The sequence below is a fragment of the Ensifer sp. GW821-FHT05G01 genome, assembly GCF_059419585.1.
Window position 1 is genome coordinate 486,218 of sequence record NZ_JBWKSC010000003.1, and the last position, 24,903, is coordinate 511,120.

Below are 24,903 nucleotides of genomic sequence, written 5' to 3' on the forward strand. Positions count from 1 at the left end.
CCGCCCGAAAGCCGGCGCCCGGCTGCGGCGATGCGATTGCTCGTTGCGTCAATGCCTGCCTGTCATCCGGTGCCGCGCCAGGCGGCCTCCCGCGCGTCCGACCACTGCGGCTGACGGCCACTGCGGCCCGCCGAAGCGGGATCTGCCATCCCGGGTGGACAGCAACTGCCACCCCGAGGTGGACGGGAACTGCCACCCCCGAGGTGGACAGGCACTTGGCCCCCGGGGATGGACGACTAACCGCCACCCCCGAGATGGCCGGTGAACCGCCGCACTCGGGCAGGCGATCCCCTCCCGGCCGTCAACGCCCACCCGTCCATTGAACCCCACGCTCGCGACCGGGTCGGCCTCATCGCTTCGCCCGCCCCTTGTTGACCGCGTGCAGCACCGAGCTGTGGTCGCGCCTGAAGATCCGGCCGAGCGCCGGCAGTGACAGGTCCTCGCGCTCGTCATAGACGGCCGCCATGCAGCGGTGGCGCGGCTCAACAAGGCGGCGCTCCCGGCGAACCCCGATCACATCGGCCCAGCCGATGCCGGGATAGGCGAGCAGCACCTCATTGACGATCTCGCGCACCGGCCGGCGGCTGAAGAGACCGCCCTCGCCGTCTGCGCCCGCGCCACAAAGCAGATGCGCCTGCGACAGGATCCGCGCTTCGGCGTCGGCGAGCGCCAGTTCCAGCTGCAGCACCCGCAGGCGCTGCGCCTTCACGTGCGCGCTCAGGGCAGTTAGCAAGTCCTCCGGCGCAAGCGGCGCGTCGCTTTCCGGCACGTCGGCTTCCAAGCCGCGCGCCATCGGCACCGCGCCGAGCCGGGCGTTTGCCTCGCCGTCGCTCTTTCGCGCGTCACTCACCCCGTTTCCTGCGCCGAGGCCTTTCGGCCAGATTGTCGTCTCAAGCCCAGTCGCCGGCCCCATCGTCGAATGTCTCGTTTCAGGCTGCATGGCTTGCCACCTCCCCGGCAATATCGATCGTCGAGCCCAAGCCCCTGGCCTCAGCCACATCGTTTTCGAGCCGCGCCCGAAAGGCGCGCTGCTCCGCGGTCGGCTCGGCCGTATCGGGAAGGTCGAGCATTCGGGCAAGCGTTTGGGCCTGCTCGATCGATCGCACCTCACCGGGCGTTGACCCCGTCGCCTTGATCGCCGCATGCTCGGCACGGAACTGGCGAAGCCGCACCCGCACCCGCTCGCGGATTTCAGGTGAGCGCCGAGTGGACGGCAATGCCGGACTCAAAGCCTCGGTAATCTCACGCTTGCGGGCCAGCTCGGCCCGTGTCGCCGCCGCCTCGCTTTTGGCGAGCGCCGCCAGCACCGGCGGCTTGGGAATGGCGCCCAGAAGCACGTTGGCGTTTGCCGCATAGTCGCCGCGGATCAGCTTCTGCGTCGCCACTGAGAGGCCGCAGGCCGGCACGCCGGAGAGGGCGTATTGGTAGACGGGCAGAAGCTTTTTCGGGTCGATGCCCTGCGGCATGGTCATGCCGGCCGTCTGCATCGCGTTGAGGCTGCGCAGGATCGCATCGTCGCCTGCCGGCGCCAGCCGTTCAGTGAGCGCGGTAATCTCCCGGCTCAAGGTCGAATGTCGGTTGTGTCTTGGTAAGGTCGTCATTGTCCTGGTTTCCATTCAGTTCGCGTTCTATCGCTTGTCGGCATTCCCGCTGGTGGCGGGCAAAGTCGCTTTCGCGCGGGCTCGCCTGCGGCCGGTGGCTCTTGCGTGGCCTTGCGGCGTTGCGCATCCAGTTGCGCCAGGTGGCGGGCCAGTCGAGCTTGGCCGCGTCCCGTCCGGATTTCGCCGTCCAGTAGTCGCGGAATTTTTCAAGCTCCAGCGCCACCGCCGCCTCGCCGAAGCCCAGCCTGGCGGCAAAATCCCGGTCCGGCTCGAATTGCTCGGGAAGGCGCATGGCGCGCCTGCGACCGGGCAAACAGCGTGCTTGCGCGAGGGTTTGGGTGTTGTCGGGAGAGTTAATTTCTTTAGGGGGTGTGGGGGACCTTTCTTTATCAGAGAGGGGAGCGCCGCCCGTCGCCGTGACCGCCCGTGACGTCACGTGAGCGCGGTGGCGCTGCTGCCGTTCGCGATCGCTCGCCCGGCGCCTTTCGATGTCTGATTGCTGGCCCGCTTCCGCCGCGCGCACCGCGCACAGGATCATCTCCGGTGTTGCACCGCACTGAACCAGCGCCTCGACAATCGATGTGATGCGCATCGCCTAAACCTCGACCGTCACGGCAAGCGCTGCGCGGACCAGGCAATCGGCCCGCCGCTGCGGCAAACCCCGCCGCACAAACCTGTCGAACCGCGCCACGACGGCGTCCGGTCGAGCAGGTGATGCCAGCCTAGCCAGGATCTCGGCCAAGAGTGCAGGCACGCCACGAGACAATCGGACAACGGCAGACACGCTGCCCCACCGGAAACACAGATCCGCCTTTGCGCACCGACCGCGCCGGCCCAGGCTCGAACGAATGGCCGCGCCATCCGCTCCTTGCGCCGCACGCTCCGTTGCCGGCGATGTCGGGTAACGAAGAAATCTCTCTAAATTCGCGTCACGCATGACGTCGTCTCCTCATGAATGTCCGCACGGGTTCCTCTCGCCAAAAGCGGCGATCGGCCTTGGCGTGCCATGCACCTGGTCTGGTTTTCCTCCGCCTCCCCGCCGGCAAGCCGCCTGAAACCCTGCGCGCAACGTGCGAGGCGGGACTGGGTTCAGCCACGGCGTCGTGGCGCTGGAGCACTGCGCGTCCTGAATCCCCTGGCATCAAGGATGCCCGGGCATCGCGGATGCCACGCAAGAAATCGCTCCAGCCTTTCCCCGCGCATGATCCCGCACCGAGACCGCATCCGATCATCGGGGGCATGCGTCAGATGCGGCTTGCCGGCGCCGAAAGGGATGCGAGGGGCCACCGGGGAGGAGGTGGGCAGCAGCCCCTCGCCATGATCGTCGCCGCACCTGCGCCCGCGTAACCGGTTAGGCACGCAAAGGGCGCGGCAGCCGTGCAGCATGTCATCCACACCAAACCGATCCCGGCTCGGGAGCCATGCAGAACAGCGACGATCAATTTCTTCTATGGCTTCGCCCGCCGGTGCCGACGTCGCGAATGGCCAACAAATTCTGGAGCCTTGTTGCCATCATCAGTGCGATCAGGCAGGTCGCATTCACCCGCTTCGCCGTCCTCCGACGGCGGCAAACCGCCGATGAATGCTCTGACGACAGTCGGGCCGGACATCAGGTTTTTCCCCCTGTCTCGCCCCACCGGCGCGAACGCCTCGTCGAGTTCGCGTTGCAGCGCCTCGAAGTCGATGCCCGGCACAATCTCCTTGTCCCGCGGGGCCTCAATTCCCGACAAGGCTGCCTTGCCACGGACCTCGCCCTTGCCGGACAATCTTGTCCGGCCGGAAACGACGGCCCTGCCCCACCGGCTGAGCCTGCCGGCAAAGGTGATCTCGCCGGACGCAGCCCTCCAGCCCGCGCGTTGCCTGCTGCAGCCGAAGACCGGGCTGGCAAGCCAGCTGACGGCGGCAAGCGTCACCGAGGTGGCGGAGAAGGCTACAAGTCCGGCAAAGACCGGATTGCCGAAAAATGTATCCGTCATCGGCTCAAGCATGGACTGACTCCACCACGACGATTGCGCGCGCCCTGTTTTTCAGCCGGCGAATGGCGCCGCGCTCCTCCATTGCCGCCACCATCCGCGAAATTCCGGATTTCGATGAAAGCCCCAGATGGTCCTTCATCTCGTCAAAGGTCGGCGAGACGCCGTTCCTGTCGGCGCTGTAGCTGCGAATGAAGCCGAGCAATTCGCGCTGCCTCGGCGTCAGCCCGTTCGGTCGGCGCCTGGGTTGCCCGGGAGGATTGGGGCGCCCGGGGCGCCTGGGTTTTCCTGATCGGATTGTGGCTTCAGTCATCGGCTCACTCCAGCAAGCATGCAGTCATCGCCCATGCGGCCCTCCGGGACACCTCCGCGGCCGTGACCGGGCTGCTCCTGCCTGGAGCGGCAGCCGGGAAAATCGACCCCAGAAGATGCGATTGACTGTTTGTTTCCGTTCATATCCTATCAATAATAGGATGCAATCAGTTTATCAAGAGGAAAAATCCTATTGGACGTAGGAAGCGGAATCTGGGATGCCATTTGCATGGATCAATTGCGGCGCCTTATCCGGGAAGCAGTCGATGCGAAGAGGACGACCTACAAGGATCTGTCCATCGCGATCGGGAAGAACCACGCCTATATCCAGCAGTTCGTCGAGCGCGAGAGCCCGCGCGAGCTGCGCGAGCGTGATGTGCGCGCCATCACCGACCTGATCGGCACGACGCCGAGCGCTGGAGAAGCCAGTCAGCCCCGCAACACCACCGGCTTCAATCCGCAGATCGTGCCCGGCGAGCAGCTCGTCGGCCATCGCGACCTGCCGATCTTCGTTGCCGCCCAGGGCGGCGACGGCCACGTGATCGTCACGTTCGATGCGGTCGAATACGTCAAGCGCCCCTCGGTGCTCGAGGGCGTCAAGGGCGCCTACGGCATCTACCTTACCGGCACCTCGATGATCCCGGCCTATGAGCCCGGCGACATGGCCCTGGTCCACCCGCATCTGCCGCCGGCCCGCGACAAGGACGTCGTGCTCTATCACGTACCGCCCGCCAACGATGCCGAGGCGATCATCAAGCGCCTGGTGTCGTTCAACGACCGGGAATGGACGCTGAAGCAGTACAATCCCTATCTGGAATTTACCGAGAGCCGGGTGGAGTGGTCCTTCTGCCACCGGGTCGTGGGAAAATACAGCGCCCGCTGACGCCGCCGGCCCTGGATGGACGACGTAGCCGACGAGATTGGCGGCCGGCCGTCAGACCTTAGCTTCACGCCGCAACCGATTGAAAATAAATGCGCCTTGAAAGCGACGCCACGCCTGACGATACGTGAAGGGCCGGAAGGCGGCAGCGCAGGTGGCGCCACCGGCGGCCGACGACGCCCCCCCTATCGACCCCGCAGCCCTATCGACCCCGCAGCCCAATTCGATCCCGCAGGAGGTCCGCGCCCGACAAAAAGCCCGAGAATCGATCCTCGGGCTGTCGCTTCAACATGGTGGCCGGCGATCAGGGCGGCGGCACGCATGACGTCCGGGCACGTTCAATGGCATCCGGGCATGCGCATGATATCCGGACACGTTCAACGGCACCGGCCGCCCACAGCACCCGGCCCGCCGCGCTCCACGCGGCACGCCCCATAACCCTGTCGCCTGATACCGGCGACACGAACAGGCAAACGGCCCAGGCCGGCAAAGCCGCCTCACGCGGCTGCCGATCCGCCTACGCGGCCATGACCTCCTGCATATCCGAGGGCAGGTCACCGCCGATGAAAAGGATGGTCGCATCCTCGAATTCACCGGTCGACAGATCCCCTGCCCGGCTGAATGCGACAACGCCCACCTTGGTCGACGCCAGCCTTTCCGCCAGCCTGAGCGCGTGGTCGGCCCCGGTCGCCTGCACCGGAGTGTCGGCGAGCAAGGCGCCCCGATTTCCCCGCGTAAAGCTCTGAACGACGAAGTAAGTGACCATGTCATGCTCCTCTCTGCCACCTGCAATGGCAGCTCCAAGCTGACTCAATCCTTAGAACAAAACAAGAACAAACTGGAGGATATCGACAGCCCTGTCAGAAAAATCCTGCCGCGCGTAGATTTCCTATTGACCGGATGATAGGATTTTTCCTATCTTTGCACTACCAGTCGAAACAGGGAAGCAGGATCCGCAGCGTGCCCCCGCACCCGCGCCGCCTGCTTTGCCAGGGAGAAGGTATGACAGTGACATCGACACGGGAAAACCGGCCTGCGGCACCTCTCACCCAGAGCCGCGAAATCATTCTTGCGGTCACCACGCTCGGGCGCGGCCATTTCATCGAGGAAAGCGATTGCTTCGGCACCACCTTTTCAACCGCCGCCGAATGGCTGAAGGTCCATGACGGCGAACACGCCACCAGGCTCATCCGCTTCGATCTCGACGCGTTGCACGGCGAAGACATCTCCGAGACCATCGCCGACGCCTGGCTCGACGATTTCGATCGCACGCCGGATGACCAGCACCTGTTGCCCGCCTTCGTGCGCACGTCGCAGGCCTGGGAGCGCTGGTGCGCGGATTTCGAGGCGACGCCCGGCGGCCATCGCCAGACCCTCCCCTTCTGCCAAACGGGCCACGGCACGCTTAACCAGCGCCAGCAGTTCGGAGCTTAGGCCCTGATGGATATCCCGCTCGACAAATCCGCCCTCTTCGCCGCCATGGAAGCCTTCTGGCAAACGGAAGCCGGCAACGACAAGGGCGTGGAAGCGGCGATCACAGCCTATATCGAGCGCATGGGCCTTGCCCCTTTCAACGAGATGGCCACCGCCAGGCGCGCAGCCCTTGCCGCCGCCACCGCCCGCGTGCCGGCCCGCCCGCCGCAAAGGGTGCAGCACGGCCGCAATCGCCCGCCCGCGCCGGCAACCTGAGAACAGCGGCAGACAATCTGCCATGGCAAAACGGCGGTTCGCCGCTTAAAGGTGAAAATCCTTTGTTCGCGACACCGGCGCATTGTCATGCGCCTCGGTGCAATTGCATCTGGAATCGTTGATGAAAATCAGAAGCGCCACCCTTGCCGACGTCGACACGTTGATCGCCCTCGATACCATTGCTGCCCACGACCCTGAGCGGCGGCATCAGATCAGGTCGTGGATCGAAACAGGCAGCTGCCACATTGTCGAGACCAACGGTTCCGTCGGCGCCTATGGCGTCCTGGCCTATCATTTCTTCGGAAACGGATTTATCGAAATGATCATGGTCGCGGAGCACTCTCGTCGCCAAGGCCTCGGAATGGCGCTCGTCCGACATTTCACGGCCGTCTGCGCAACGCCCAAGCTCTTCGCATCGACGAACCTCTCCAACCGGCACATGCAGACGCTCCTGGGTGCCGCCGGCTTTCGCACCAGCGGCTACATCGACAACCTTGATGAAAACGACCCCGAAATCATCTTCTGTTTTCATGCGGCGCAGGTGCGCGGCTGAGACCCGTTCCGTGGGTTGATATGGCCGAAGGCGGACAAGATGCGCTGGCATCACAGTGCCGGACAGCATCGGCATTCTGCGGATACCTTTTGCGCCGCGTCGCAAAACCCCCGCCCCAAGGCGGTCGCGACATCCTTCGAAGAGCGCCCTTTGCACCAGGAATGCACACTATGACCGCCGAAACGCACACGCCGCTCTTGAACGAAGACGATCTGCGCGAGATCGCGCGCTGGGCTGCCGCTTGCGCCGGGCGCGCCCTGCCCCTTTTCGAGGCGAAGGCCCAGGACGACAGCCGCCCTCGCGCAGCACTTTTTGCCATCGGCAGCTTTGCGCAGGGCGGCAAGCGGACCTCGGCGCTGCGCAAGCTTGCCTGGGCCGCCGGTCAGTCGGCGCGCGAGGTCGGCGATCCCGCGGCCTCAGCCGCTGCCCGCGCGGCGATGGCGGCAGCCGGATCCGCCTACACCCATCCGATCGCGACCCCCCACCAGGTCAATCATATCCTCGGGCCGGCCGCCTACGCCGCGCAAGCCGCAACGCTCGCCGCCGACGACCCGGCCGACGTCCTTGACGCGGAGATCCGCTGGGCGATTTCGCAGGCATCGCCGAAAGTCCGCCAGATCATACAACGCATGCCGGCGCGCGCGCCGAGCAAAGGGCAGTTCCACGCGCTGCTCTACCGGCTTGATACCGGCCTTCGCACATGACAACAGTTCCATCGGCACCTGACAGAGAAAGCGGCATGGAAATTGTAGATTGCACGGTCCCCTATTTCAGCCAGTGGGAAAGCCCTGAGATGACACTGGCGGTTCTGTCGGAGGGCGCCTCAGCGCTTCACCGCGATCCGCTCTGGCGCAATTCGGGCGCCGAGACCATTGAGGAATATGCGCGCTGGGCGGTGAATGTCTGCGGCATGGCCTGCCTGAAGATGATCCTGGCCGCGCGCGGCGAGTTGCATCCGATCCTGTCGCTGGCGCGCGGTTGCACCGACCATGGCGGCTATGTCGTCAACGAGGCCGATGCCTCGATCAAGGGGCTGATCTATGCACCCTTCGTGACCTATGTCGGCGAACGCTTCGGGCTTGGCGCCCAGACGCTGACGAACATGCCGACGACGGACATTCCCGACGTGCTGTCCGAACGCCGCTTTTTCATCGCCTCGGTCAGCAGCGCGATACGGTGGCCCGAGCGCGAACCGCCTTCGAAAGGCGGCCATCTCGTCCTGGTGACGGCCGCCTCGCGGCAAAGTGTGCGTTTTCACAATCCCTCCGGCCATGACCGCGCCAATCAGGCCGATGTCGTCATGCCGCTTTCCACCTTCGACCGGTTCTTCGCCAATCGCGGGATCGCCGTCAATTTCTGATGTCGCGATGCGCGCCCAGAGCATGTCGCGCATAAGTGTGCCGCGGTTTTGCGACAACGACATGCGCAAAAACAAGAACATAAAGCGCGCCAAGCGAATCTGAAAGATCGCGACGCGCTTTAAGTACCCAATAAAGGCAGGCAGCAATCATCTGCAAAAATGCTAATAATCAAGCGGGGCAGGAATAGAGGGGAGTTATTCGATGCCACGCCTAGCACAATTGTATTTTAAGACCGCGATCATCTTTCTGATCATCGGCATAGCCATGGGCCTTCACATGGCCATCGGCCAGGATCACAGCGCGATCGGCGCCCACGCGCACGCAAACCTTTTGGGATGGGTGACGATGGCGATCTTCGGTGGCTATCACGCGCTGAACCCGGCGAAGGCGCAAAAGCGCCTGGCGATGATCCAGTACGGCGTCTACACCGGCGGCGTCGCCCTTCTGGTGCCGTCGCTTTACCTGATGCTCACCGGCAGTCCACAGCTGGAACCGCTGGTCGCCATCGCGTCGATCATCGTCTTCATCGGCGTCTTGCTGTTTGCCGCCATCATTTTCGGCAGCAGCGAAACGGTTTCCCGCCCGACGGCCGTGCCGTCGCGCTAACCGCGCACGCGAGCAATCGCTCCATCGGCCTGGTAAGGCCGGGCGTTCTCTATCGAGCGCCCGCCTTCAGGACGCGGTGCGTCGCATTGTCGACCGCAAGGCCAGTCTCGGTGCTGTCCTTCTGGAACCCGCGCATGGTGTTTCCGCAGGCTGAAAGCGAAAGCAGCGCCAGACACACAAACGCGATCGTGGCCTTCGACATCCTCATCTCCATACTGGCTTCGTCGTCCTGTTGAGATGACGCGCCCGCGGGCAAATTCAACGCATCGGGCAACAAAAGCAGGGACAAAGCCTGTCGCGCAGATGTGCTCATCCGTTTTCGGGTCTTGCGGCTTCCTCGCGATCGCCACGTGCTTCTGGCCGCGTGATGCCGAGAACGTCCACTCGACACCTTCCGAAACTTGGCGCAATCTGAAGGTCGGTTTTCGAGAGGATTTCATGATCAGGTTTACGCGAAAGAGTGGAACCCCTTTGGATCTCGAGGCGAGCCAGGTGCTGCGCATCCGCAAGACGGATCCGCGCCTCGATGACGATCTCGGCAACACGCTGATCAATGCCGGCCAGACCTTTTTTGTTCAGGAAGAGTCGACGGCCGTCGCCGCCGCGGTCAAGGCCGAGCTGCCGTCGCTCTATCGTTTCACCCACCGCCTCGGCGCACCGGTCTGGATCAATGTGCATGCGGCCAAGGGGCCGATGCCGCTGGCACCCAACCACCACGTCCCCGGCCTCAGCTCGGCACTCGATATCGGCGGCAAGCGCCAATATGTCCGCGAAAGCCCGGAAGAAGTCAGAAGCGCGATCGCGGCCGCCGGCGGCGACGTCCAGCCGATCCCCGAAGAGGGTCTCTGGGTGCAGGGACGCGAGACGCTGCGGGAAATTCTCGGAAGCCTGGAGGCCTGGGACGAAGAACTGTCGACGCTGGAATAGCAGCACCCGGCACCTTCCGCAGCGCGCCCTGCCGCGCCGTCTTATTTATTTCATCAAGCGTACCGGAATCGCCGAATCGGACCTTCCCCAGCCCAAGGGCGGCATAGTATTTACCGTACCGCGCAGTACGTTCCTTTATGGACTGCGCTTCCCCGCACCTGAGCCATTTTGGGTGCTTGCTTGCCCCGCCATCGCGCGGGGCTTTTTCTTCTCTGGTTCAATCGACCTTGAAGACGTCATCGCCAACGAAGACGATCACATATTGCCCCGCCACATCAGGCTCGCGCGCCCACTGAGAAAGCTGCTGCGAATAGGGCTCCCGTTTCCAGATATCGGGAAAGTCCGGATCGACGAGCACCGTGATCTGCGGCCCCTGTCGATAGATCATCATGTGCGAGCGCGCCGGATCCCATTCGGGTCCGAGCCGCTCGTCCGTCATCCAAAGACAGAGAAAATCGCGGCATAGCTGCGGCCTGAAATCATAGATCCGACAGCCCTGACCCTCGATGCAATTCTCGCACCATGCGTTGGCCGGCTTTGCCAGCTCATCGATATCCGGCAGCCGGCAACAGAGCGTGCAGGCGCCGCAGGCGCGATCGGCAAGTGAGATCTCGTTCATGCGCGCGTCCGTACCATCTCGCTTGCGGACGCGACAGGAAATTCGATCTGTCCGCCCGCGCGCCATCAGCCCGCCGGTGGACGCGGCGGAAAGGCGCACGTCGCTGGCCGCACCGCCATCCTTGCCGTGCCGCAGGCGTCAGACGATGGCGCTTCCGGCCATGAACGCCAGCACAAGGAAGATCAGGAAGACGATCAGGGCGATGTAAAAGAGGATCTTGGCGATACCGGCCGTTGCCGCCGAGACGCCGGAAAAGCCGAGAAAGCCGGCGATCAATGAAACCACGAAGAAGATGAGAGCCCATTTCAGCATCGCGATACCCCTGTTTGAGTTGTCGCTACGGAAAGTCGGATCCCGACAAAAAGTTCCCGCCCGCATGGCAGCGCCGGCAATGCGCCCACCCTCGCACGGCGGTCGGGACACCGCTCCTGTCATTGCGTCACACCGCAGGCTTAGTCAGCAATCCGGCCCGATACTCCGATAAGGCTAGTGTCCCGGCACGGCCCTGCATTGTAGGATGCGCCCGTTGGTTGCGACCCTGGGGGCGGCAATGTTTCTGCAACGAACCGAAATTCGCGAGCAGACGATCGAGATCAGGGAGTTTGTTGGCGAAGGCAGGGTCGAAATCGACGAGCGTATCCTTTTCGACGACGAGGATTCGCATATCGTTGTCCTCCTGGAGATCCTGACCGGCGACGTCACCTTCACGCTGCGCGGGCCGGATGTCGAAAACCTCGCCAAGGGCTCCGGTGATCGCGTGCGGCTCTACGTCATGCCTCCCGCCCGGCGGGCCTATGACGCCTTTCTGGAGGTTCGCGCCAGAGCCGGCAGCCGGTTTCGCGCTGTTATCGCCCGCATTGGCAGCGCCTTTGCCGCCGCTGCCAGCGATCTGCCCTGCTGCGCCTGCAAGCGCGTCTGCAAGCTCTTGGTTTCCACAGTACTCGCCGCCGTCGGTGTTCCCGACCCGCAAGACCTCGCCCCCGGTGGCCTCCTGCAGATCACCGCCGAGCAGTCATATGAACTCGACGAGGGGCTCGGTCATGCCGGCATCCACGGCCCGCTGGCCGAGGGGCCGATCGGAACGTTCCTCGCCCTGTTTGCCGACAACATCAGGAGCGTTGTCTGGTCCTCATTGCAGGCCGCGCAGCAAGTCTTCCAGCCCCCGGACAGGATCTACACATTCGCCTGCAGACGCCTCGGTTGCTGCCCCTGACATCGCGTTCCCCTGACATCGCGCTCCAAGGCCACACTTGAGCCGCCCGCCGCCAGCGTCGTTCCTCCCATGCAACCAGATTGCCCGTCCGGCAACGCGAAGGCCGCTTCCAATTCCCTGCAAAGCTGATCACCATCCGGCACCGGAGGCCGGATATATGATTCGACATGCACGCCTGCTCCTCATTGCGCCCCTCGCCTTCGTCGCCTCGTGCGTTACCGGCATCTCCGAGGACATGCTCGATGCCGGCTGGTGCCGCAGGATGGAGGCGGCAAAGGCCGATACCGACGACAAGGGCCGACGCAACCTGAGCCTTGCAATGATCAAGCACGATTGCGAGCGCAAGCTGCGCGACGCGGAGAAGAAGGCTGCGCATCGCGCACCATGAATTCAGGTTGGGGCCCGCAGCACGATGACAGGAAAAAACCTCGCCTACCGTTCCCGGTCGACGAGGCGTTGCATTTCCATCCGCGGAAGGACCCGATCCGGATGGTCGATCAGGAAGCATGCGGGCCTTCGTACTTGCAAGTGAAACGCCGGCCCGGCGCTTTGGTTCCAGCCACACTGCCCGCACGATGGCCCGGCGCCGTATCGCCCTCTATGTCTGCTCGCCGAGGCGCGCCGCCCGCTGCCGCAGGAAGGCGGCATCGGCTGGCGACCCGGCAAGAGCGATCGCCGTGGCATAGGCCTTGGCTGCCTCTTCGGCCTGCCCCATCCGCACCAGCAGTTCCGCCCGCGCCGCATGGTATGGCTGGTAGTCACGAAGCTCGGCCGCAAGCGCGTCGAGCGAGCGTAGCGCCGGCTCCAGCCATCCCGCTTCGCAAAGCGCCACCGCCCGATTTAGGCGGATGACGGCCGTCGGCTCCAGCCGCAGCAGGCTGTCATAGAGGAGCACGATCTGCGCCCAGTCGGAGCGCCCACCCTGAACGTGGCAGGCCGCAATGGCCGCCTTGATCTGGTATGGTCCCGGCGCCCTGCGCCGCATCGCGGTTTCGATCAGTTCGAGGCCTTCGTCGATCTGCGCCCGGTTCCATTTCGCCCGGTCCTGCTCAGCGAGCGCCACGGTCGTCCCGTCCGCGTCCACGCGCGCCAGGCAACGCGCATGGGTGATCAGCACGAGGGCGAGGCACCCCTCGATCTCGGGATCACCAGGGCGCAGCCGGTTCAGCAACCGGCACAGGAACAGCGCCTCCTCGGCCAGGTCCCGGCCCTGCCCGGGCCCTGCGGCATAGCCGGCGGTAAAGATCAGATAGATGACGGCCAGCACCGATTGCAGTCTTTCGGCCCAATCCTCCTGGCCCGGCACGGCGTAGGGTATGCGCGCGCCCGCGATCTTCGCCTTGGCGCGCGAAAGCCGCTGTCCCATCGTCGGCTCCGCGTCGAGGAAGACGCGTGCGATCTCCGTGGTCGACAGGCCGCCGATGGTTCGAAGCGTCAGCGCCACCTGCGACTTTGCCTCCAGCGCCGGGTGGCAACAGGTGAAGATCAGCCGCAGTCGTTCGTCGGGGATATCGTCGGGCTCGTCGGCAGCCTCGCCCCGTGCCAGCGGCTGCATATCCATCATCTTGCGCGCTTCCGACTTGTTTTGTCGGATGCGGTCGATCGCCTTGCGATAGGCAGCCTGCAGCAGCCACCCATGCGGCGCGTGCGGCACGCCGTTGCGGCCCCAGTGGGAAACGGCCGACACCATGGCGTCCTGCAGCGCATCCTCGGCGAGCTGGAAGCTGCCGAGGCGCGCGATCAGAGCTGAAAGCAGCCGCCCCCGATCGTTGCGAACCAGGCTATCAAGAGCCCTGGTCGCGGCAACGGCACCGGAGGCGGCGGAGTGCTTGTCACTCACACCCCGTAAGTGCTTTTCACTCCCCACTGGGATTGTAGGTCATCAGCGGCCGAACCTCGACTGTGCCCCAGGCGACCGACGGCACCATGGCGGCATAGCGCAGCGCGCTGTCGAGATCGGCAACCTCGATCACGTAGTAGCCGCCCAGATGTTCCCGCGTCTCGGCAAAGGGGCCGTCCATCGTTTCCACCTTGCCGCCGCGCGTGCGCACCGACGTCGCCGTCTCGACGCCCTGCAGCCCCTCGCCCGAGACCAGCACCTGATCCGCCTTCATCCGCTCGTTGAGCGCGAAGAAACCGCTCATCATGGTGTCGAATTCCGGCGTGCCGTAGGGCGGTTCCATCTTGGGGTCGTTGTAGATCAAGAGCATGTATTGCATCTTCGTGTCTCCTCCCGTTGCGGTTATGGCGGTTTGTGCCTGCAGCGGCAACGTCGCTGCGATGGTGAAGATGAGCGTGGTCAACAAAAGAGCGCTACGCCGGTGAAGGCGAACGGACGCGTCCCGAAAAGTCAGGGTCATGAGAGGCTCCATACTGTTGGCGAGAGCATTTCCAGAAGAAAGGCGAAGCGGCTTGCCGTCAGGAAATGCGAGGGGTCTAGAGCATGTCGCGCAAAAATGTGCCGCGGTTTTGCGATAACAACAGGCGCAAAAACAAGAACTTAAAGCGCACCAAGCGGATCTGAAAGATTGCGACGCGCTTTAGAATCCGGTGAGAACCCGGATCAGCGCGATCGCAAGAACCGCAACGGCGAGCATGTTGGTGCCGTTGCCGAGGTAGCGCAGCGGATGCCCGGCATTGTCGATCGGCAGGCCGAAAGGATGGGCAAGCCGCCCCACCAGCAGAAGGATGCCGGCGGCATGCAGCCACGGCGCACCAGTACCCTGGGCCTCCGCCAGCAACATCAGGACAAGCGTGAGCGGCACCCATTCGATAAAGTTGCCGTGCTGGCGGATCCTCTGCAGCAGCTTGGGATCGCCGCCATCGCCGATCGAGCAGCTGAGAGCCGTCCGGGCGGAACTCACCCTGATCCAGAGAACGAACCAGATTGCGATGAGCAGAAGTGCATAGAGAGAAGTCGTCGTCAGCGTCATGGGGTTATCACCGGTTTGAGTTGCTTAACGGCCCAAGAACGGAAGCCGCCCCCGGATTTCGACATGGCGCCGAAATATTTTCTGAAAAAACTTGAAAGAAAGTCTCGCAAGACGCTGCCGGTCAGGAACGACACCCTTATCGAACGCTTGCCAATTGCCCAGCTGGCACGCTCCGGACGTGTTCATGCCGGGACGTTTTCATGCCCAAACATTTTCATGCCCAAACATTGTCATGCCCTGCATCGCTTCTATCGATCGGGAAGCGCACCGCCACATGATTAGGTTGCAAATGTCACTTGGAAGTAGCGACTTACAGTATAAATATCTATATCAATCAAACAATTAATGGATTTATACACACGGAATACGGGTTATCGGGATGATTTTCCGGCCACACCGATAACGTGCAAGGCCTGAGGCGGGAGCGATCATGCGCGATGTCGTGCCAAACAGGTCTAAAGCATTTCCAGGAAAAGTGCGGAGCCGTTTTCCGTCAGGAAATGCGTAAAAACAGAGACATAGAGCGTTTCTGTGTTTCCGTCTAAATCGGAAACGCTCTAGGTCGGCAGCCCCATCCTGCTGCGGGTTCAGCCCTGCCCTGCGCGCTGCAGATAAGCCGTCAGCTCCATGCACGTTCCTGCACCGGGCGAATTGCCAGTCCGGGATGAAACGCGTGCCCGATCGCTTCGCTCTTCAAGCCGGCCCCTCCCATAAGCCGTGCTCCGCATAAAAAAGGCCCCACCAACCGGAAGCGGTTGATGGGGCCAGACAGACCGCTTGATGGTGCACGGTCAAGAAGCGTCAGTAGTAGGGCGACATGCACTTCGCCCGGACGCCCGCCCTTGGAACATAGCTGTTGTCGTAAGGCCGGTAGCTACGGTAGCGCGACAGGCACCAGTCGACGTGGGCTGAGCTGTATTCGCTCGACTGCGGACGATACTGCGGTTCACGATACTGGGGTTCACGGTACTGAGGCTGCTGGCTGCCGATCGCCCCGCCGATGATGGCGCCGGCGCCGAAGGCTGCCAGCGGATACCACCAGCCGTCATCGCCGCGACGATAGCCCGGACGACGATCCTCGTAGCCGCGATAACCATTGTGCCAGCCGCGCCGCCTGTCGTTCTGGTCCCAGCGGCGGTCGTCGCGGCGGTACTGCACTGTCTGGATGTCCGCCTGGCTTAAGACCTGGTCCTTGCTGATGACGAGCGACGCAGCCTGTGCAGGTACAAGGCCGGCGACCGCCGTTGCGGCGGCGATGAATGTGACCATGATCTTCTTCATTGATATTCCTCCTGAAACCATCGTTTCGCATTACAGCGCCGCGCGCCAAATAGGGCGCGCTAAGGACGCTGTAACACTATAAATTTGCTGCATAATTTCTCCTTGAATCGATTCTGATTTAAGGAATTGTGCAGTAAGCATGAAGACGAAACGCCACCGGCTGCCATTGGTTCCTGAAGGATCGTCTTTGCAGCAAGCCGCAGCCGCAGCGGCGGCTCCGCGGATCTCCGCCGTTACGACAGCATGCCATGCGCTGCCATCGGCGCGCCGGCCTCCGGCCGCTCTTTCGCCAGACGGCGACGAGGGTTCGGTCTCAAAGAATGATGCGCAAGGCCGCGGAAGATTTTCGCTGAAGGTTTTTGGGGCGCCCGCGCCGGCATGAGAGACGCGCGGAGGAGCCCGTCAGGCCATGCCGGCTTGACGCGCGACGTTCGCCCATCAGCAAGATGTTCCTGGCTTGTGGCGGAGAATTCCGCAGCTTCGGTGCCGTCGGCTTACTTGATGGTCACGCCCAATGTGGGAGAGCCTTCGCTCGACCAGCACGAACAGGGCTCGCCGGCCGGACCCGCGCCATAGCTGCATTGCTTTTTCGGGGTCTTGCACTGCCTTGGGCTACGCGCATCAGCCAGCGCCTTTTCCTCGACCGCGGCCGCAGCCTTGCCCTTCCTGCCCGTGGCTGGCTTCGACTTTGCCTTCTCGGTCAGCTGCGCTTTTTCTATTCCAGCCCGGCCATCCCCGGTCGGGCCGGTTTCGCTGCAAGACGAAACAAGCAAAAGGGCAGCAACGGCAAAGGCGATTCCGGTGACGATCTTCATGGAGTATCCGGTAATCCCACGGCCGCGAACTTTCAAGATGGGTGACGCTTAGATTTGCACCCCGAATAGCACGCACCCACACGCTTTGATTGAAACTGTAGCGTGTTTGTCACGGCAACCGCGATTGCGGCGCCACTATGGGCCACCCGTTCCCTATCGACACCGGGCAACAAGGACCGCCTGAAGCTCCGTCTACTGGCAGCATGCACAGCAATCCGATCGCTGTGCATGATTGCCCCCTCTACCTGATTGCGCCGCGCGCACCCCATCCTATGCCGAGTTCAATCGATCCGCCGCAACCATAGCCCACCGGAGCCGGTCACGACGACTGAGTGGCATAGACATCGCCACCCGCCGCATCTCACACGAGAAACGGCGAGCGAACGCGTTGGGCCAGGCACAGTTCAATTGAGCCGCCGGGACACCCCGGGGTTGGCGCCGCCATTGGCAAACACGTTCAGCCTCTGCGCCGCAAGCACAACCTCGACACGATTCCGCGCGCCAAGCTTCTGCATCAGGGCGGTCATGTAATGTTTCACGGTCTTGACGCTGATGTCGAGACAGGCGGCGATCTCACGGTTCGTGCTACCGCGCAGCAGATAGGTAAGGATCTGCTCCTCACGCGAACTCAGGTGCTCTTGCTCAGGGGGATGACGACAGAGGTCTGGGTTCTTCATCGCCATCATGACTTTGGTGGCCAAGCCGGCAGTGATGAATGTGCCGCCATCATGCACGACACGGATCGCCTCGTGCAGTTCGTCGGCGCTGCTTTTCTTGAGCACGTAGCCAGCAACGCCATGGTTCAGCACCTGGATCGCCGTTTCAACGTTCGAATTTTCGGTAAAGACGATAATCCGTGTAGCTTGAAAGTTCCGCCCGATCCGTTCGATGGCGGCCATGGCGTCGCCACGTATGCTCAGATCGAGCACCAGGACATGCGGCAAGATCTCTTCAACAATTTTCAAAGCATCGACCGCGTTTTCGCCCTTGGCGACGATTTCGAGGTCATTTTTTCCAGAATATAAGCTCACCAATGCCTCAAGGAGGATCGGATCGTCGTCAACAAACGCTACTGACACAGACATGATTGCTGCGCTCCTTCCGCGTCAACCACGATAATTGATAAGCAATACATTTAAAAGCAAATGCTTATTCACAGGTCAATTCGTATGGCAACAAGACGTGTTCTGCGCCTGTTGGCTGCTTGTTCCCTGCGAAGAATTCAATTCCATATGACGTGCCATCATGGAGCTAAGACGATGTAAGTGGCTGTGAATTCAGCCACTTGCCTCATCCGCCCAACCAATATCCCCGAACAGACCTCTACAAGCAATTCCGGGTGACCATTCAGAATGCAGAACAGCTTGACGAGAGATAGCGGCGGCTTTGCCTCGCCGACTTCATACCGCGAGAATGAATTGGTTCCGCCGCCGAACAGCCCTACCGCCTCCTTCTGACCGAGGTGTCGTTTCATTCGACCAGTCGTGATGAACCGCGGATCAACTTTCTCGCTGTCCACTTTTTTCCTGAATTCGAGCATCGTCTTGATGATTCGCCCCGCGTCCGCGCCATCTGGAACAACTTCACTGCATGCATCACAAAAGCCGCCTGTCACCGCTTCGATAAGCACGCTCTCTTCTCTGTAGACGTAGGGAACATCGCGGGTATCTCTGACGAGTGTGCCTCTTGCGCAGTATGGGCATGTCATCTTAATGCCTCCCAAGCGATCTAGAGCATTTCCAAGAAGAGTGCGAAGCGGCTTTCTGTCCGAAAATGCGTAAAAACAAAGAGATAGAGCGTTTCTGCGATGCCGGATAATTTGGAAACGCTCTATGTCTGCGGCGAGGATCGCCGACATTGGTCATCTCGTCAATTTGGCCACCTGCGTTAACGAACGCCCGGCTCGTGGACCGGACCGGATACGCGCCATGGCCCAAAAGCGATAGCGTGGCCAAACCACGCAGCCGCCGAAGCGATTTTGGGCATATCTGCTCGCGTACGTATACCCCGGTCGACATCGCCCCCTCACTCCTCGCGGAAGGCTCTGAGCATCTGGTCGGTGAAGGGTTTTGTGAGGTATGAGATCGCGGTTCTCTCGTCGGTCTGGACGAACACTTCGACGGGCATTCCGGGCATGAGCTTGCGGCCACCGAGCTTGGCGAGCGGCTCGGTGATCTCGACGGTTGCGAGATAGAAGGGTTGTCCGGTGTTGCGGTCGAGCGTGGTGGCGGCGGCAATGACGTCGACGCGGCCGTCAAGCTCGGGTGTCGTTCGCTGGTTGAAGGCGGTAAAGCGCATGCGGCTCTTCTGGCCGGGCGCGATGCGGTCGATGTCGACGGGCGGGATGCGGATCTCGACCGTCAGGTCTTCGCCCTCGGGCACGATCGACATGGCGGTGGCGCCGGGCGCGATGATGCCGCCGATGGTGTGGATCTGCAGGTCGTAGACGAGACCGTCGACGGGGGCACGCACTTCCATGCGCGACAGCCGGTCCTTGGCCGCCACCGCCCGTTCGGTCAGTTCGGCGATCTTGGCCTCGAGCCCGACGATCTGGCCTTGCGTTTCCTTGCGGTTGTTCTGGTCGATCGACATCAGCTTGATGCGCAGCTCGCTGATCTGGCCGAGCGCCTCGGCGATGCGGGCGAGCAGTTCGCCCTTGGAGCCGTCGATGCGGGCCATCTGGCGCAGGAGGTCGCGATGCTCGGAGACCGGCACCAGGCCGCTCTTGAGAAGCGTGTCGAGCTTGGTGATCTCCTTCTCGACGATCTCTTTCTCCTTGTCGCTGGAGCCGGTCTGGGCCTTCAGCCCGCGGATCTGTTCCTCGAACTGGCCGATCTGCAGCCGCATCTGCTCTTCCTGGCTGGTGATCATCCGGCGATTGGCCTCGAACAGCTTCACTTCGCTGGTTTTCAGCACGTCCGGAATATCGAGTTCGCCGAAGGAGACGGTGGCGTCGCCGTCGCGTTCGGCCGTCAGCCGGGCGCGCATGGCGTAGAACTGCTGCAGCTGGCCGCGCACGATCGACAGCTCGACCCGGGTCTGGGTCTCGTCGAGCTGCAGCAGCACGTCGCCCTTCCTGACATGGGTGCCGTTCTTGACGGGGATGGCCGAGACGATGCCGCCGTCGCGGTGCTGGATCAGCTTGACCTGCTGGGAAACGGCGACCTGGCCCTGGGTGATGACGGCGCCCGACAGCTTCGCCTGGGCGGCCCAGCCGCCGATGCCGAACACCAGCGTGGTGGCAAAGATCGCCGACACAGCGATGCGCGAGGTGATGCCGAACTGCGGTTTCTCGGCCGGCAGGGCTATCGTGTCGGCGGCCTCTGTCGTGCTCTTGTGCGTGGTGTTCATGGTGTTCTTCTCCCGATAACGCGTGACGACTGGGTTTTATCGTTGTTCAGACGGTGTCTCTCGGCTGGTCGGCCGGGCTTTCGGTTGCCGCCAGGATAAAATCCTGTTCGGTGAGCTCGTGGCGGCCGGCGATCAGGAATTGCAAATCCTCGTCGCGTTCGAGGTCGACGACGGCGTGCACGACGGTGCGCTCGCCGTCGCCAAAGGCCTCGTGATAGAAGGTGATCTGGTGCACCGGCGGTGCCTGGCCATCCTCCAGCAGTCCGCCGAAGACGAGCCCGCCGATGGCTTCGGCGATCTTCGACAGGTCGACGCGGTCGCCGACCTGGAAGTCGCGGATCTCGTCGCGACCGCTGCCGTCATTGGCGAGCGCCGCGGTCGTGCGGAAGACGAAGATGTCGGCGCCATCGCCACCGGCCAGGAAGTTGACGGCATTGCCGGCGACGAGCACATCGTCGCCCTTGCCGCCGACAGCGCCTTCGACCGAAGTCAACAGGTCCGAGCCGATCTCCACACCTTCAGCCGTGCCGCGGTCGAGGTCGATCACGACGGCCTGCATCGCTGCCGAAGCGTCGTAGGTGTCGATCGCCTCGTTGCCGTCAATCAGGTCGTTGCCGTCGTCGCCGTTCGCATCCGGCGCGATCACCACCAGGAACGTGTCGTTGCCGGTGTTGCCCTCCAGCGTATCTCTGCCGCCGCCCCCGACGAGAACATCGTCGCCGCCGCGGCCACGCAGTATGTCGTTGCCGTCACCGCCCGACAGGATATTGTTGCCGGCGCCACCCGACAGGCGGTCGCCACCGTCGCCACCGACGATGATGTCGAAGCCTTCGATCAGGTCCGAACCGATCTCCTCGCCTTCGGCAATGCCGGCCTCGATATCGGCAAGCACGGCCTGCACCAGCGCCGACATGTCGAGCGTATCGATGCCGTCGCCACCGACGTAGACGTCGTTGCCGTCAGTGCCGGCACCTTCTGCCACGACGATAACCGTGTCGTTGCCCAGGCCGCCCAAAACGATATCGTTCCCCAGACCACCGGCGAGAATGTCGTTGCCGGCGCGGCCATCGATGACATCGTTGCCGTCATTGCCGATCAGCGTGTTGTTCTCGGCATCGCCCGAGAGCTGATCGTCGCCGGCGCCCCCGATAGCGGCTTCGATCCGTTGAAGTGTGTCCGAACCGATCTCTTCGCCCGTCGCGGTTCCCTGTTCAAGATCGACGACGATGCTCTCGGTAGTGGCGCTGGCATTGAGCGTGTCGTAGCCGGAGCCGCCATTATAGCTATCGTTGCCGTCAGTCGCCTCACCCGGCGCGCAGGCCGGAGCCTCGACGACGATGGTGTCATCGCCGGCTCCACCGGAGACGACATCGTCGCCCTGGCTGCCAGCGAGAATGTCGTCGCCGGCGCGGCCATCGATGACATCGTCGCCGTCGTTGCCGATCAGCGTGTTGTTCTGGCTGTCGCCCGAAAGCTGGTCGTCACCCGAGCCGGCGATCACGGTCTCGATGCTGTCGACGGTGTCGGAACCGATCTCGTCGCCCGTGGCCGTTCCCTCTTCAAGGTCGACGACGATGCTCTCGGTGACTGCACTGGCATCGAGCGTGTCGTAGCCTGAGCCGCCATTATAGCTATCGTTGCCGTCAGTCGCCTCACCCGGCGCGCAGACAGGAGCCTCGACGACGATGGTATCATCGCCGGCTCCACCGGAGACGACATCGTCGCCCTGGCCGCCGGCGAGAATGTCGTCGCCGGCGCGGCCATCGATGACATCGTTGCCGTCATTGCCGACCAACGTGTTGCAGGCGGCATCGCCGGAAAGCTGGTCGTCACCGGAGCCGGCGATCACGGTCTCGATGCTGTCGACGGTGTCGGAGCCGATCTCTTCGCCTGTCGCCGTTCCCTGTTCGAGATCGACAACAATGGTCTCGGTGGTGGCGCTGGCATCGAGCGTATCGGTTCCTGCGCCGCCTTCGTATGTGTCGTCGCCGTCATCGTAGACGCTGTCGTCATCATCGCTGTGGTCATCGGCGCGGGCCTGGACGAGGACGGTATCGTTTCCGTTTCCGCCTTTGACGGTATCGTCGCCGTTTCCGCCGGCCAGCATGTCGTTGCCGTCGCGGCCGTCGATGCTGTCGTCGCCGTCATTGCCGATGAGGGTGTTGTTCTGGCTGTCGCCGGAGATCTGGTCGTCGCCCGAGCCGGCGATGACCGCCTCGATGCTGTCGAGCGTGTCGGAGCCGATCTCTTCGCCTGACGCCGTGCCGGCTTCGAGATCGACGGTGATGGTGTTGGTGGCGCTGCTGGCATCGAGCGTGTCGAAGCCGGTGCCGCCGGCATAGTGGTCGTCGCCGTCGTCGGTGTCGGTGGCTGCGGCCGGTGATGCCTGTGCCAGGCGGGCCTCTTCGCTGCTCGGCCCGGTGACGATGACGTCGTTGCCGGCGCCGGCCAGAACCGTGTCGTCGCCGGTGCCGCCGGCAAGCGTATCGTCCTCGCTGCCGCCATCGACCAGATCGTCGCCGGCATCGCCCTCGAGACGATCCTTGCCGTCCTCGCCGAACAGCCGGTCGTCGCCGGTGCCGCCCGACAGCGTATCGTCGCCGGCCTCGCCGATCAGGATGTCGTCGCCGGCCTCGCCATAGAGCTGGTCGTTGCCGGCGCCGCCGAACAGAATGTCGTTGCCATTGCCGCCGAACAGCCGGTCATCGCCGTCTTCGCCATGAAGGGTATCGTTGCCGTCACCGCCAAGCAGCGTGTCGTTGCCGGTGCCGCCGAGGATCAGGTCGTCGTCCTCGCGGCCATAGACGATATCGTCGCCGCCAAGGCCGGCGATGATGTCGGGGTGCGGCGTGCCCAGGAGAACGTCGGGTCCCTCGGTGCCCTTGATCTCATGCGCCGGCCAGTCGATGAGCGAAAGCAGCGCGCCATTGGCGACGCTGCCGGTGCCGTCGGAAACGGTATAGCTGAAGGTGACCTGGCCGATCTCGCCGCGATCCGGCGTATAGAGCCACATGCCGTCGGAGTAGGCGCGCACCGAACCGGAAGAGACAGTGAGATTGGCGATGGTCAGCCGGTCGCCGTCGGGGTCAAGCGTGTTGGCGAGCAGATCATCGAGCAGGATGATCGCCGACAGGTTCATGAAGCCGTTGGCAAGAATGTTGCGGCCGGTGACCACCGGCAGCCGGTTGGCGCGGGTGGCGCCGTCATCGTCATCGTCGTCGTCGTCATCGCCGCCGTTGTTGCCGCCGCCGTTGTTGCCACCATTGTTGCCGCCGTTGTTGTTTCCCCCGTTATTGCCGCCCCCGTTATTGCCGCCATTGTTGCCGCCATTGTTGCCGCCATTGCCATTGCCATCGTCATCATCGTCATCGCCGCCATTGTCACCGCCGCCATTGCCATCGTCGTCATCCTTGCGGCCGCCTGATGACGGCAGGTTGCCGAAGGAAGACAGCCGCGGGAAGTTGAAGCTCCCCAGGCCATTGTCGTTGGCCGAGCGGGTCGACTGCTGGAACGGCCGGTCGTCGACAAAGCCGGTATCGGGACGGCCGTCGTCGAAGGACAGCCGCACCGAGGCGCGCAGTCGTCCCGTGACGGTTGGAACCGTGCCGGTCGTCAGCGCGAAGTCGGCCATCAGCTCGCGGAAGTAATCGGCGACATCGTTGACGACATCGAGCGCACCGGCGAGATCCGGGCCGGTCTGCTGTTCGGGTTCCGGCGCCATCGCCTCGCCGTCGCCAAGGGGCCGATGCGCCGGCGCATTGCCGCCAGCCTCGTCACGGCCGGCAAACACTGAGCCGAGACCGCCCAGAAACAAGGCCGACAACAGCATGCGGCCACGCTTGCGCTCCGGCTTGTCGGCGATCTCGTAACGGTTCATCGGCGCGACCGCCTGCTGGCTGTCGGGTCGGTTCAGGATGAGCTTCTCGTCCATGACATCCTCCTCGGCCGGTGCTGGCTCCTGTTGCGGAGCGCGTCTTGCGCCTTGGCCTCGTGTCGCTCGCGCGGCGTCTGACGGGATCCGCCGCCCGAAGGCAGCGGTCCCCTGGGATCGGCGTGCCGGCTATTCCGCCGGCACCCGTTGTGGCTGGCCCATGCCGGGATCGGCCCTGCCGGCCGCATCGGCCCTGCCGGCGGCATCCGCCCTGCGGTTCTTCTCCACCACCAGCGGCCGCATCTTCTGCGACGGCAGGATCTCCTCCTTCGGTCCGAAGGCAACCAGCCGGCCGGCCTGCACCAGGCCGATCATGTCGACCGTCTGCAGCGCGCTCGGGCGGTGGGCGACGATGACGACGATGCCGCCGCGCTCGCGCACCTTGAGGATGGCCTGACACAGCGCCTCTTCCCCTTCCGCATCGAGGTTGGAGTTCGGCTCGTCGAGCACCACAAGAAAAGGATCCCCGTAGAGTGCACGAGCCAGGGCAATGCGTTGCCGCTGGCCTGCGGACAGTGCGGTTCCATGAGGACCAAGTTCGGTCTGGTAGCCGTTCGGCAGGTGCACGATCATCTCGTGGATGCCGGCGGCCTTGGCGGCGCGGATGATGGCGCGCGCATTCGGTGCCTCGGCAAAGCGCGAGATGTTGTCCGACACCGTGCCGTCCATCAGCGCCACGTCCTGCGGCAGGTAGCCGACATGCTGGTTGAACAGCGTCTCGGGCCATTGGTTGAGATCGGCGCCGTCGATGCGCACCGCGCCGCGCAAGACCGGCCAGATGCCGAGCATGGCGCGTGCCAGCGTCGTCTTGCCGCCGCCCGACGGACCGATCAGCCCCAGCGCCTGCCCGGCTTTCAG

General features: G+C 63.4%; 30 protein-coding genes. 11 read left to right on the plus strand and 19 right to left on the minus strand.

What is annotated here, in order from left to right:
• Nucleotides 1-349: 349 nt before the first annotated feature.
• The 5 genes from AC07UR_RS11135 to AC07UR_RS11155 form a co-directional block, all read right to left on the minus strand.
• On the minus strand, nt 350-940 hold the full coding sequence (locus tag AC07UR_RS11135; RefSeq protein ID WP_209791464.1) for a helix-turn-helix domain-containing protein: 591 nt from the start codon (nt 938-940) through the stop codon (nt 350-352).
• Entirely contained in the window at nt 930-1,601 is a 672-nt protein-coding gene (locus AC07UR_RS11140) for a hypothetical protein (RefSeq protein WP_234941953.1), read from the minus strand. The genes AC07UR_RS11135 and AC07UR_RS11140 overlap by 11 nt, the downstream gene beginning before the upstream one ends.
• A complete protein-coding gene (locus AC07UR_RS11145; RefSeq protein ID WP_209791465.1) occupies nt 1,537-2,193 on the minus strand; it encodes a hypothetical protein in 657 nt (218 codons plus the stop codon). The genes AC07UR_RS11140 and AC07UR_RS11145 overlap by 65 nt, the downstream gene beginning before the upstream one ends.
• 856 nt (nt 2,194-3,049) lie before the next feature.
• Nucleotides 3,050-3,589 (minus strand): hypothetical protein, encoded by a 540-nt coding sequence (locus AC07UR_RS11150; RefSeq protein ID WP_209791466.1) that lies wholly within the window; start codon nt 3,587-3,589, stop codon nt 3,050-3,052.
• Nucleotides 3,582-3,887, minus strand: coding sequence for a LexA family protein (locus AC07UR_RS11155; RefSeq protein WP_209791467.1), 306 nt, complete (start codon nt 3,885-3,887; stop codon nt 3,582-3,584). The genes AC07UR_RS11150 and AC07UR_RS11155 overlap by 8 nt, the downstream gene beginning before the upstream one ends.
• Before the next feature lie 228 nt (nt 3,888-4,115).
• On the opposite strand from AC07UR_RS11155, the gene AC07UR_RS11160 reads away from it, so the two are divergent.
• Complete coding sequence (locus AC07UR_RS11160) at nt 4,116-4,769, plus strand: S24 family peptidase (protein WP_173420380.1); 654 nt, start codon at nt 4,116-4,118, stop codon at nt 4,767-4,769.
• A 514-nt stretch (nt 4,770-5,283) separates the two neighbouring features.
• Here the strand turns inward: AC07UR_RS11160 and AC07UR_RS11165 are convergent.
• Nucleotides 5,284-5,532, minus strand: a complete 249-nt coding sequence (locus AC07UR_RS11165) for a hypothetical protein (RefSeq protein ID WP_173420381.1) — start codon at nt 5,530-5,532, stop codon at nt 5,284-5,286.
• Between the two features lie 236 nt (nt 5,533-5,768).
• Here AC07UR_RS11165 and AC07UR_RS11170 point away from each other — a divergent pair, with 236 nt between their 5' ends.
• From AC07UR_RS11170 to AC07UR_RS11195, 6 genes are all read left to right on the plus strand, one after another.
• Entirely contained in the window at nt 5,769-6,200 is a 432-nt protein-coding gene (locus AC07UR_RS11170; protein ID WP_209791468.1) for a hypothetical protein, read from the plus strand.
• A gap of 6 nt (nt 6,201-6,206) precedes the next feature.
• Nucleotides 6,207-6,455 (plus strand): hypothetical protein, encoded by a 249-nt coding sequence (locus tag AC07UR_RS11175; RefSeq protein WP_173420383.1) that lies wholly within the window; start codon nt 6,207-6,209, stop codon nt 6,453-6,455.
• A gap of 121 nt (nt 6,456-6,576) precedes the next feature.
• Nucleotides 6,577-7,008 carry a GNAT family N-acetyltransferase gene (locus AC07UR_RS11180; RefSeq protein WP_209791469.1) on the plus strand — a complete coding sequence of 144 codons (432 nt, stop codon included), beginning with the start codon at nt 6,577-6,579 and terminating at the stop codon, nt 7,006-7,008.
• Nucleotides 7,009-7,178: 170 nt separating this feature from the next.
• On the plus strand, nt 7,179-7,712 hold the full coding sequence (locus AC07UR_RS11185) for a putative immunity protein (protein ID WP_209791470.1): 534 nt from the start codon (nt 7,179-7,181) through the stop codon (nt 7,710-7,712).
• Between the two features lie 35 nt (nt 7,713-7,747).
• Entirely contained in the window at nt 7,748-8,368 is a 621-nt protein-coding gene (locus AC07UR_RS11190; protein WP_209791471.1) for a cysteine peptidase family C39 domain-containing protein, read from the plus strand.
• A 202-nt stretch (nt 8,369-8,570) separates the two neighbouring features.
• Nucleotides 8,571-8,975, plus strand: a complete 405-nt coding sequence (locus tag AC07UR_RS11195; protein WP_209791472.1) for a heme-copper oxidase family protein — start codon at nt 8,571-8,573, stop codon at nt 8,973-8,975.
• Nucleotides 8,976-9,024: 49 nt separating this feature from the next.
• Here the strand turns inward: AC07UR_RS11195 and AC07UR_RS11200 are convergent, their stop codons facing one another.
• Nucleotides 9,025-9,177 carry an entericidin gene (locus AC07UR_RS11200; protein ID WP_173420388.1) on the minus strand — a complete coding sequence of 51 codons (153 nt, stop codon included), beginning with the start codon at nt 9,175-9,177 and terminating at the stop codon, nt 9,025-9,027.
• A gap of 236 nt (nt 9,178-9,413) precedes the next feature.
• Here AC07UR_RS11200 and AC07UR_RS11205 point away from each other — a divergent pair, with 236 nt between their 5' ends.
• Nucleotides 9,414-9,902: a hypothetical protein gene (locus tag AC07UR_RS11205; RefSeq protein ID WP_209791473.1), complete on the plus strand. Its 489-nt coding sequence runs from the start codon at nt 9,414-9,416 to the stop codon at nt 9,900-9,902.
• A 217-nt stretch (nt 9,903-10,119) separates the two neighbouring features.
• On the opposite strand, the gene AC07UR_RS11210 is transcribed toward AC07UR_RS11205, so the two are convergent.
• Nucleotides 10,120-10,521 (minus strand): hypothetical protein, encoded by a 402-nt coding sequence (locus AC07UR_RS11210; protein ID WP_173420390.1) that lies wholly within the window; start codon nt 10,519-10,521, stop codon nt 10,120-10,122.
• 138 nt (nt 10,522-10,659) lie between these two features.
• Nucleotides 10,660-10,833 (minus strand): DUF1328 domain-containing protein, encoded by a 174-nt coding sequence (locus tag AC07UR_RS11215; protein ID WP_173420391.1) that lies wholly within the window; start codon nt 10,831-10,833, stop codon nt 10,660-10,662.
• A 238-nt stretch (nt 10,834-11,071) separates the two neighbouring features.
• On the opposite strand from AC07UR_RS11215, the gene AC07UR_RS11220 reads away from it, so the two are divergent.
• Both AC07UR_RS11220 and AC07UR_RS11225 read left to right on the plus strand, forming a co-directional pair.
• Nucleotides 11,072-11,734 carry a hypothetical protein gene (locus AC07UR_RS11220; protein ID WP_173420392.1) on the plus strand — a complete coding sequence of 221 codons (663 nt, stop codon included), beginning with the start codon at nt 11,072-11,074 and terminating at the stop codon, nt 11,732-11,734.
• 157 nt (nt 11,735-11,891) lie between these two features.
• The gene (locus AC07UR_RS11225; protein WP_173420393.1) at nt 11,892-12,122 is read left to right on the plus strand and encodes a hypothetical protein; all 231 of its coding nucleotides are present in this window, start codon (nt 11,892-11,894) and stop codon (nt 12,120-12,122) included.
• 210 nt (nt 12,123-12,332) lie between these two features.
• Here AC07UR_RS11225 and AC07UR_RS11230 read toward each other — a convergent pair whose 3' ends face one another.
• The 3 genes from AC07UR_RS11230 to AC07UR_RS11240 all read right to left on the minus strand — a co-directional run bounded on the left by AC07UR_RS11230 (nt 12,333) and on the right by AC07UR_RS11240 (nt 14,667).
• Complete coding sequence (locus tag AC07UR_RS11230; RefSeq protein ID WP_209791474.1) at nt 12,333-13,574, minus strand: RNA polymerase sigma factor; 1,242 nt, start codon at nt 13,572-13,574, stop codon at nt 12,333-12,335.
• Between the two features lie 16 nt (nt 13,575-13,590).
• Nucleotides 13,591-14,094, minus strand: a complete 504-nt coding sequence (locus tag AC07UR_RS11235) for a YciI family protein (protein WP_234941954.1) — start codon at nt 14,092-14,094, stop codon at nt 13,591-13,593.
• A gap of 180 nt (nt 14,095-14,274) precedes the next feature.
• Nucleotides 14,275-14,667 carry an MAPEG family protein gene (locus AC07UR_RS11240; RefSeq protein WP_209791475.1) on the minus strand — a complete coding sequence of 131 codons (393 nt, stop codon included), beginning with the start codon at nt 14,665-14,667 and terminating at the stop codon, nt 14,275-14,277.
• Nucleotides 14,668-14,730: 63 nt separating this feature from the next.
• On the opposite strand from AC07UR_RS11240, the gene AC07UR_RS11245 reads away from it, so the two are divergent.
• Nucleotides 14,731-14,949: a hypothetical protein gene (locus AC07UR_RS11245; protein WP_209791476.1), complete on the plus strand. Its 219-nt coding sequence runs from the start codon at nt 14,731-14,733 to the stop codon at nt 14,947-14,949.
• A gap of 519 nt (nt 14,950-15,468) precedes the next feature.
• Here AC07UR_RS11245 and AC07UR_RS11250 read toward each other — a convergent pair.
• The 7 genes from AC07UR_RS11250 to AC07UR_RS11280 form a co-directional block, all read right to left on the minus strand.
• Nucleotides 15,469-15,948, minus strand: a complete 480-nt coding sequence (locus AC07UR_RS11250) for a BA14K family protein (protein ID WP_412728396.1) — start codon at nt 15,946-15,948, stop codon at nt 15,469-15,471.
• 494 nt (nt 15,949-16,442) lie between these two features.
• Complete coding sequence (locus AC07UR_RS11255; RefSeq protein ID WP_209791478.1) at nt 16,443-16,763, minus strand: hypothetical protein; 321 nt, start codon at nt 16,761-16,763, stop codon at nt 16,443-16,445.
• 404 nt (nt 16,764-17,167) lie between these two features.
• The gene (locus tag AC07UR_RS11260; RefSeq protein ID WP_209791479.1) at nt 17,168-17,848 is read right to left on the minus strand and encodes a LuxR C-terminal-related transcriptional regulator; all 681 of its coding nucleotides are present in this window, start codon (nt 17,846-17,848) and stop codon (nt 17,168-17,170) included.
• Between the two features lie 158 nt (nt 17,849-18,006).
• A complete protein-coding gene (locus tag AC07UR_RS11265; RefSeq protein WP_209791480.1) occupies nt 18,007-18,621 on the minus strand; it encodes a type II TA system antitoxin MqsA family protein in 615 nt (204 codons plus the stop codon).
• Nucleotides 18,622-18,788: 167 nt separating this feature from the next.
• Complete coding sequence (locus tag AC07UR_RS11270; protein ID WP_209791481.1) at nt 18,789-20,114, minus strand: HlyD family type I secretion periplasmic adaptor subunit; 1,326 nt, start codon at nt 20,112-20,114, stop codon at nt 18,789-18,791.
• A 46-nt stretch (nt 20,115-20,160) separates the two neighbouring features.
• Entirely contained in the window at nt 20,161-24,045 is a 3,885-nt protein-coding gene (locus AC07UR_RS11275) for a cadherin-like domain-containing protein (RefSeq protein ID WP_494724403.1), read from the minus strand.
• Between the two features lie 129 nt (nt 24,046-24,174).
• Nucleotides 24,175-24,903, minus strand: a 729-nt coding sequence (locus tag AC07UR_RS11280) for an ATP-binding cassette domain-containing protein (RefSeq protein ID WP_494700030.1), incomplete at its 5' end; no start/stop codon positions are given.

Bases quoted from the DNA above. Each gene is read 5' to 3' on its own strand.
- AC07UR_RS11150 (WP_209791466.1), bottom strand. From the start codon at position 3,589: ATGCTTGAGCCGATGACGGATACATTTTTCGGCAATCCGGTCTTTGCC.
- AC07UR_RS11270 (WP_209791481.1), bottom strand. From the start codon at position 20,114: ATGAACACCACGCACAAGAGCACGACAGAGGCCGCCGACACGATAGCC.
- AC07UR_RS11145 (WP_209791465.1), bottom strand. From the start codon at position 2,193: ATGCGCATCACATCGATTGTCGAGGCGCTGGTTCAGTGCGGTGCAACA.
- AC07UR_RS11240 (WP_209791475.1), bottom strand. From the start codon at position 14,667: ATGACGCTGACGACGACTTCTCTCTATGCACTTCTGCTCATCGCAATC.
- AC07UR_RS11170 (WP_209791468.1), top strand. From the start codon at position 5,769: ATGACAGTGACATCGACACGGGAAAACCGGCCTGCGGCACCTCTCACC.
- AC07UR_RS11200 (WP_173420388.1), bottom strand. From the start codon at position 9,177: ATGTCGAAGGCCACGATCGCGTTTGTGTGTCTGGCGCTGCTTTCGCTT.
- AC07UR_RS11195 (WP_209791472.1), top strand. From the start codon at position 8,571: ATGCCACGCCTAGCACAATTGTATTTTAAGACCGCGATCATCTTTCTG.
- AC07UR_RS11205 (WP_209791473.1), top strand. From the start codon at position 9,414: ATGATCAGGTTTACGCGAAAGAGTGGAACCCCTTTGGATCTCGAGGCG.
- AC07UR_RS11250 (WP_412728396.1), bottom strand. From the start codon at position 15,948: ATGAAGAAGATCATGGTCACATTCATCGCCGCCGCAACGGCGGTCGCC.
- AC07UR_RS11160 (WP_173420380.1), top strand. From the start codon at position 4,116: ATGGATCAATTGCGGCGCCTTATCCGGGAAGCAGTCGATGCGAAGAGG.
- AC07UR_RS11165 (WP_173420381.1), bottom strand. From the start codon at position 5,532: ATGGTCACTTACTTCGTCGTTCAGAGCTTTACGCGGGGAAATCGGGGC.
- AC07UR_RS11140 (WP_234941953.1), bottom strand. From the start codon at position 1,601: ATGACGACCTTACCAAGACACAACCGACATTCGACCTTGAGCCGGGAG.
- AC07UR_RS11135 (WP_209791464.1), bottom strand. From the start codon at position 940: ATGCAGCCTGAAACGAGACATTCGACGATGGGGCCGGCGACTGGGCTT.
- AC07UR_RS11255 (WP_209791478.1), bottom strand. From the start codon at position 16,763: ATGAAGATCGTCACCGGAATCGCCTTTGCCGTTGCTGCCCTTTTGCTT.
- AC07UR_RS11155 (WP_209791467.1), bottom strand. From the start codon at position 3,887: ATGACTGAAGCCACAATCCGATCAGGAAAACCCAGGCGCCCCGGGCGC.
- AC07UR_RS11190 (WP_209791471.1), top strand. From the start codon at position 7,748: ATGGAAATTGTAGATTGCACGGTCCCCTATTTCAGCCAGTGGGAAAGC.
- AC07UR_RS11260 (WP_209791479.1), bottom strand. From the start codon at position 17,848: ATGTCTGTGTCAGTAGCGTTTGTTGACGACGATCCGATCCTCCTTGAG.
- AC07UR_RS11180 (WP_209791469.1), top strand. From the start codon at position 6,577: ATGAAAATCAGAAGCGCCACCCTTGCCGACGTCGACACGTTGATCGCC.
- AC07UR_RS11235 (WP_234941954.1), bottom strand. From the start codon at position 14,094: ATGACCCTGACTTTTCGGGACGCGTCCGTTCGCCTTCACCGGCGTAGC.
- AC07UR_RS11225 (WP_173420393.1), top strand. From the start codon at position 11,892: ATGATTCGACATGCACGCCTGCTCCTCATTGCGCCCCTCGCCTTCGTC.
- AC07UR_RS11245 (WP_209791476.1), top strand. From the start codon at position 14,731: ATGGCGCCGAAATATTTTCTGAAAAAACTTGAAAGAAAGTCTCGCAAG.
- AC07UR_RS11185 (WP_209791470.1), top strand. From the start codon at position 7,179: ATGACCGCCGAAACGCACACGCCGCTCTTGAACGAAGACGATCTGCGC.
- AC07UR_RS11265 (WP_209791480.1), bottom strand. From the start codon at position 18,621: ATGTCGGCGATCCTCGCCGCAGACATAGAGCGTTTCCAAATTATCCGG.
- AC07UR_RS11220 (WP_173420392.1), top strand. From the start codon at position 11,072: ATGTTTCTGCAACGAACCGAAATTCGCGAGCAGACGATCGAGATCAGG.
- AC07UR_RS11215 (WP_173420391.1), bottom strand. From the start codon at position 10,833: ATGCTGAAATGGGCTCTCATCTTCTTCGTGGTTTCATTGATCGCCGGC.
- AC07UR_RS11210 (WP_173420390.1), bottom strand. From the start codon at position 10,521: ATGAACGAGATCTCACTTGCCGATCGCGCCTGCGGCGCCTGCACGCTC.
- AC07UR_RS11175 (WP_173420383.1), top strand. From the start codon at position 6,207: ATGGATATCCCGCTCGACAAATCCGCCCTCTTCGCCGCCATGGAAGCC.
- AC07UR_RS11275 (WP_494724403.1), bottom strand. From the start codon at position 24,045: ATGGACGAGAAGCTCATCCTGAACCGACCCGACAGCCAGCAGGCGGTC.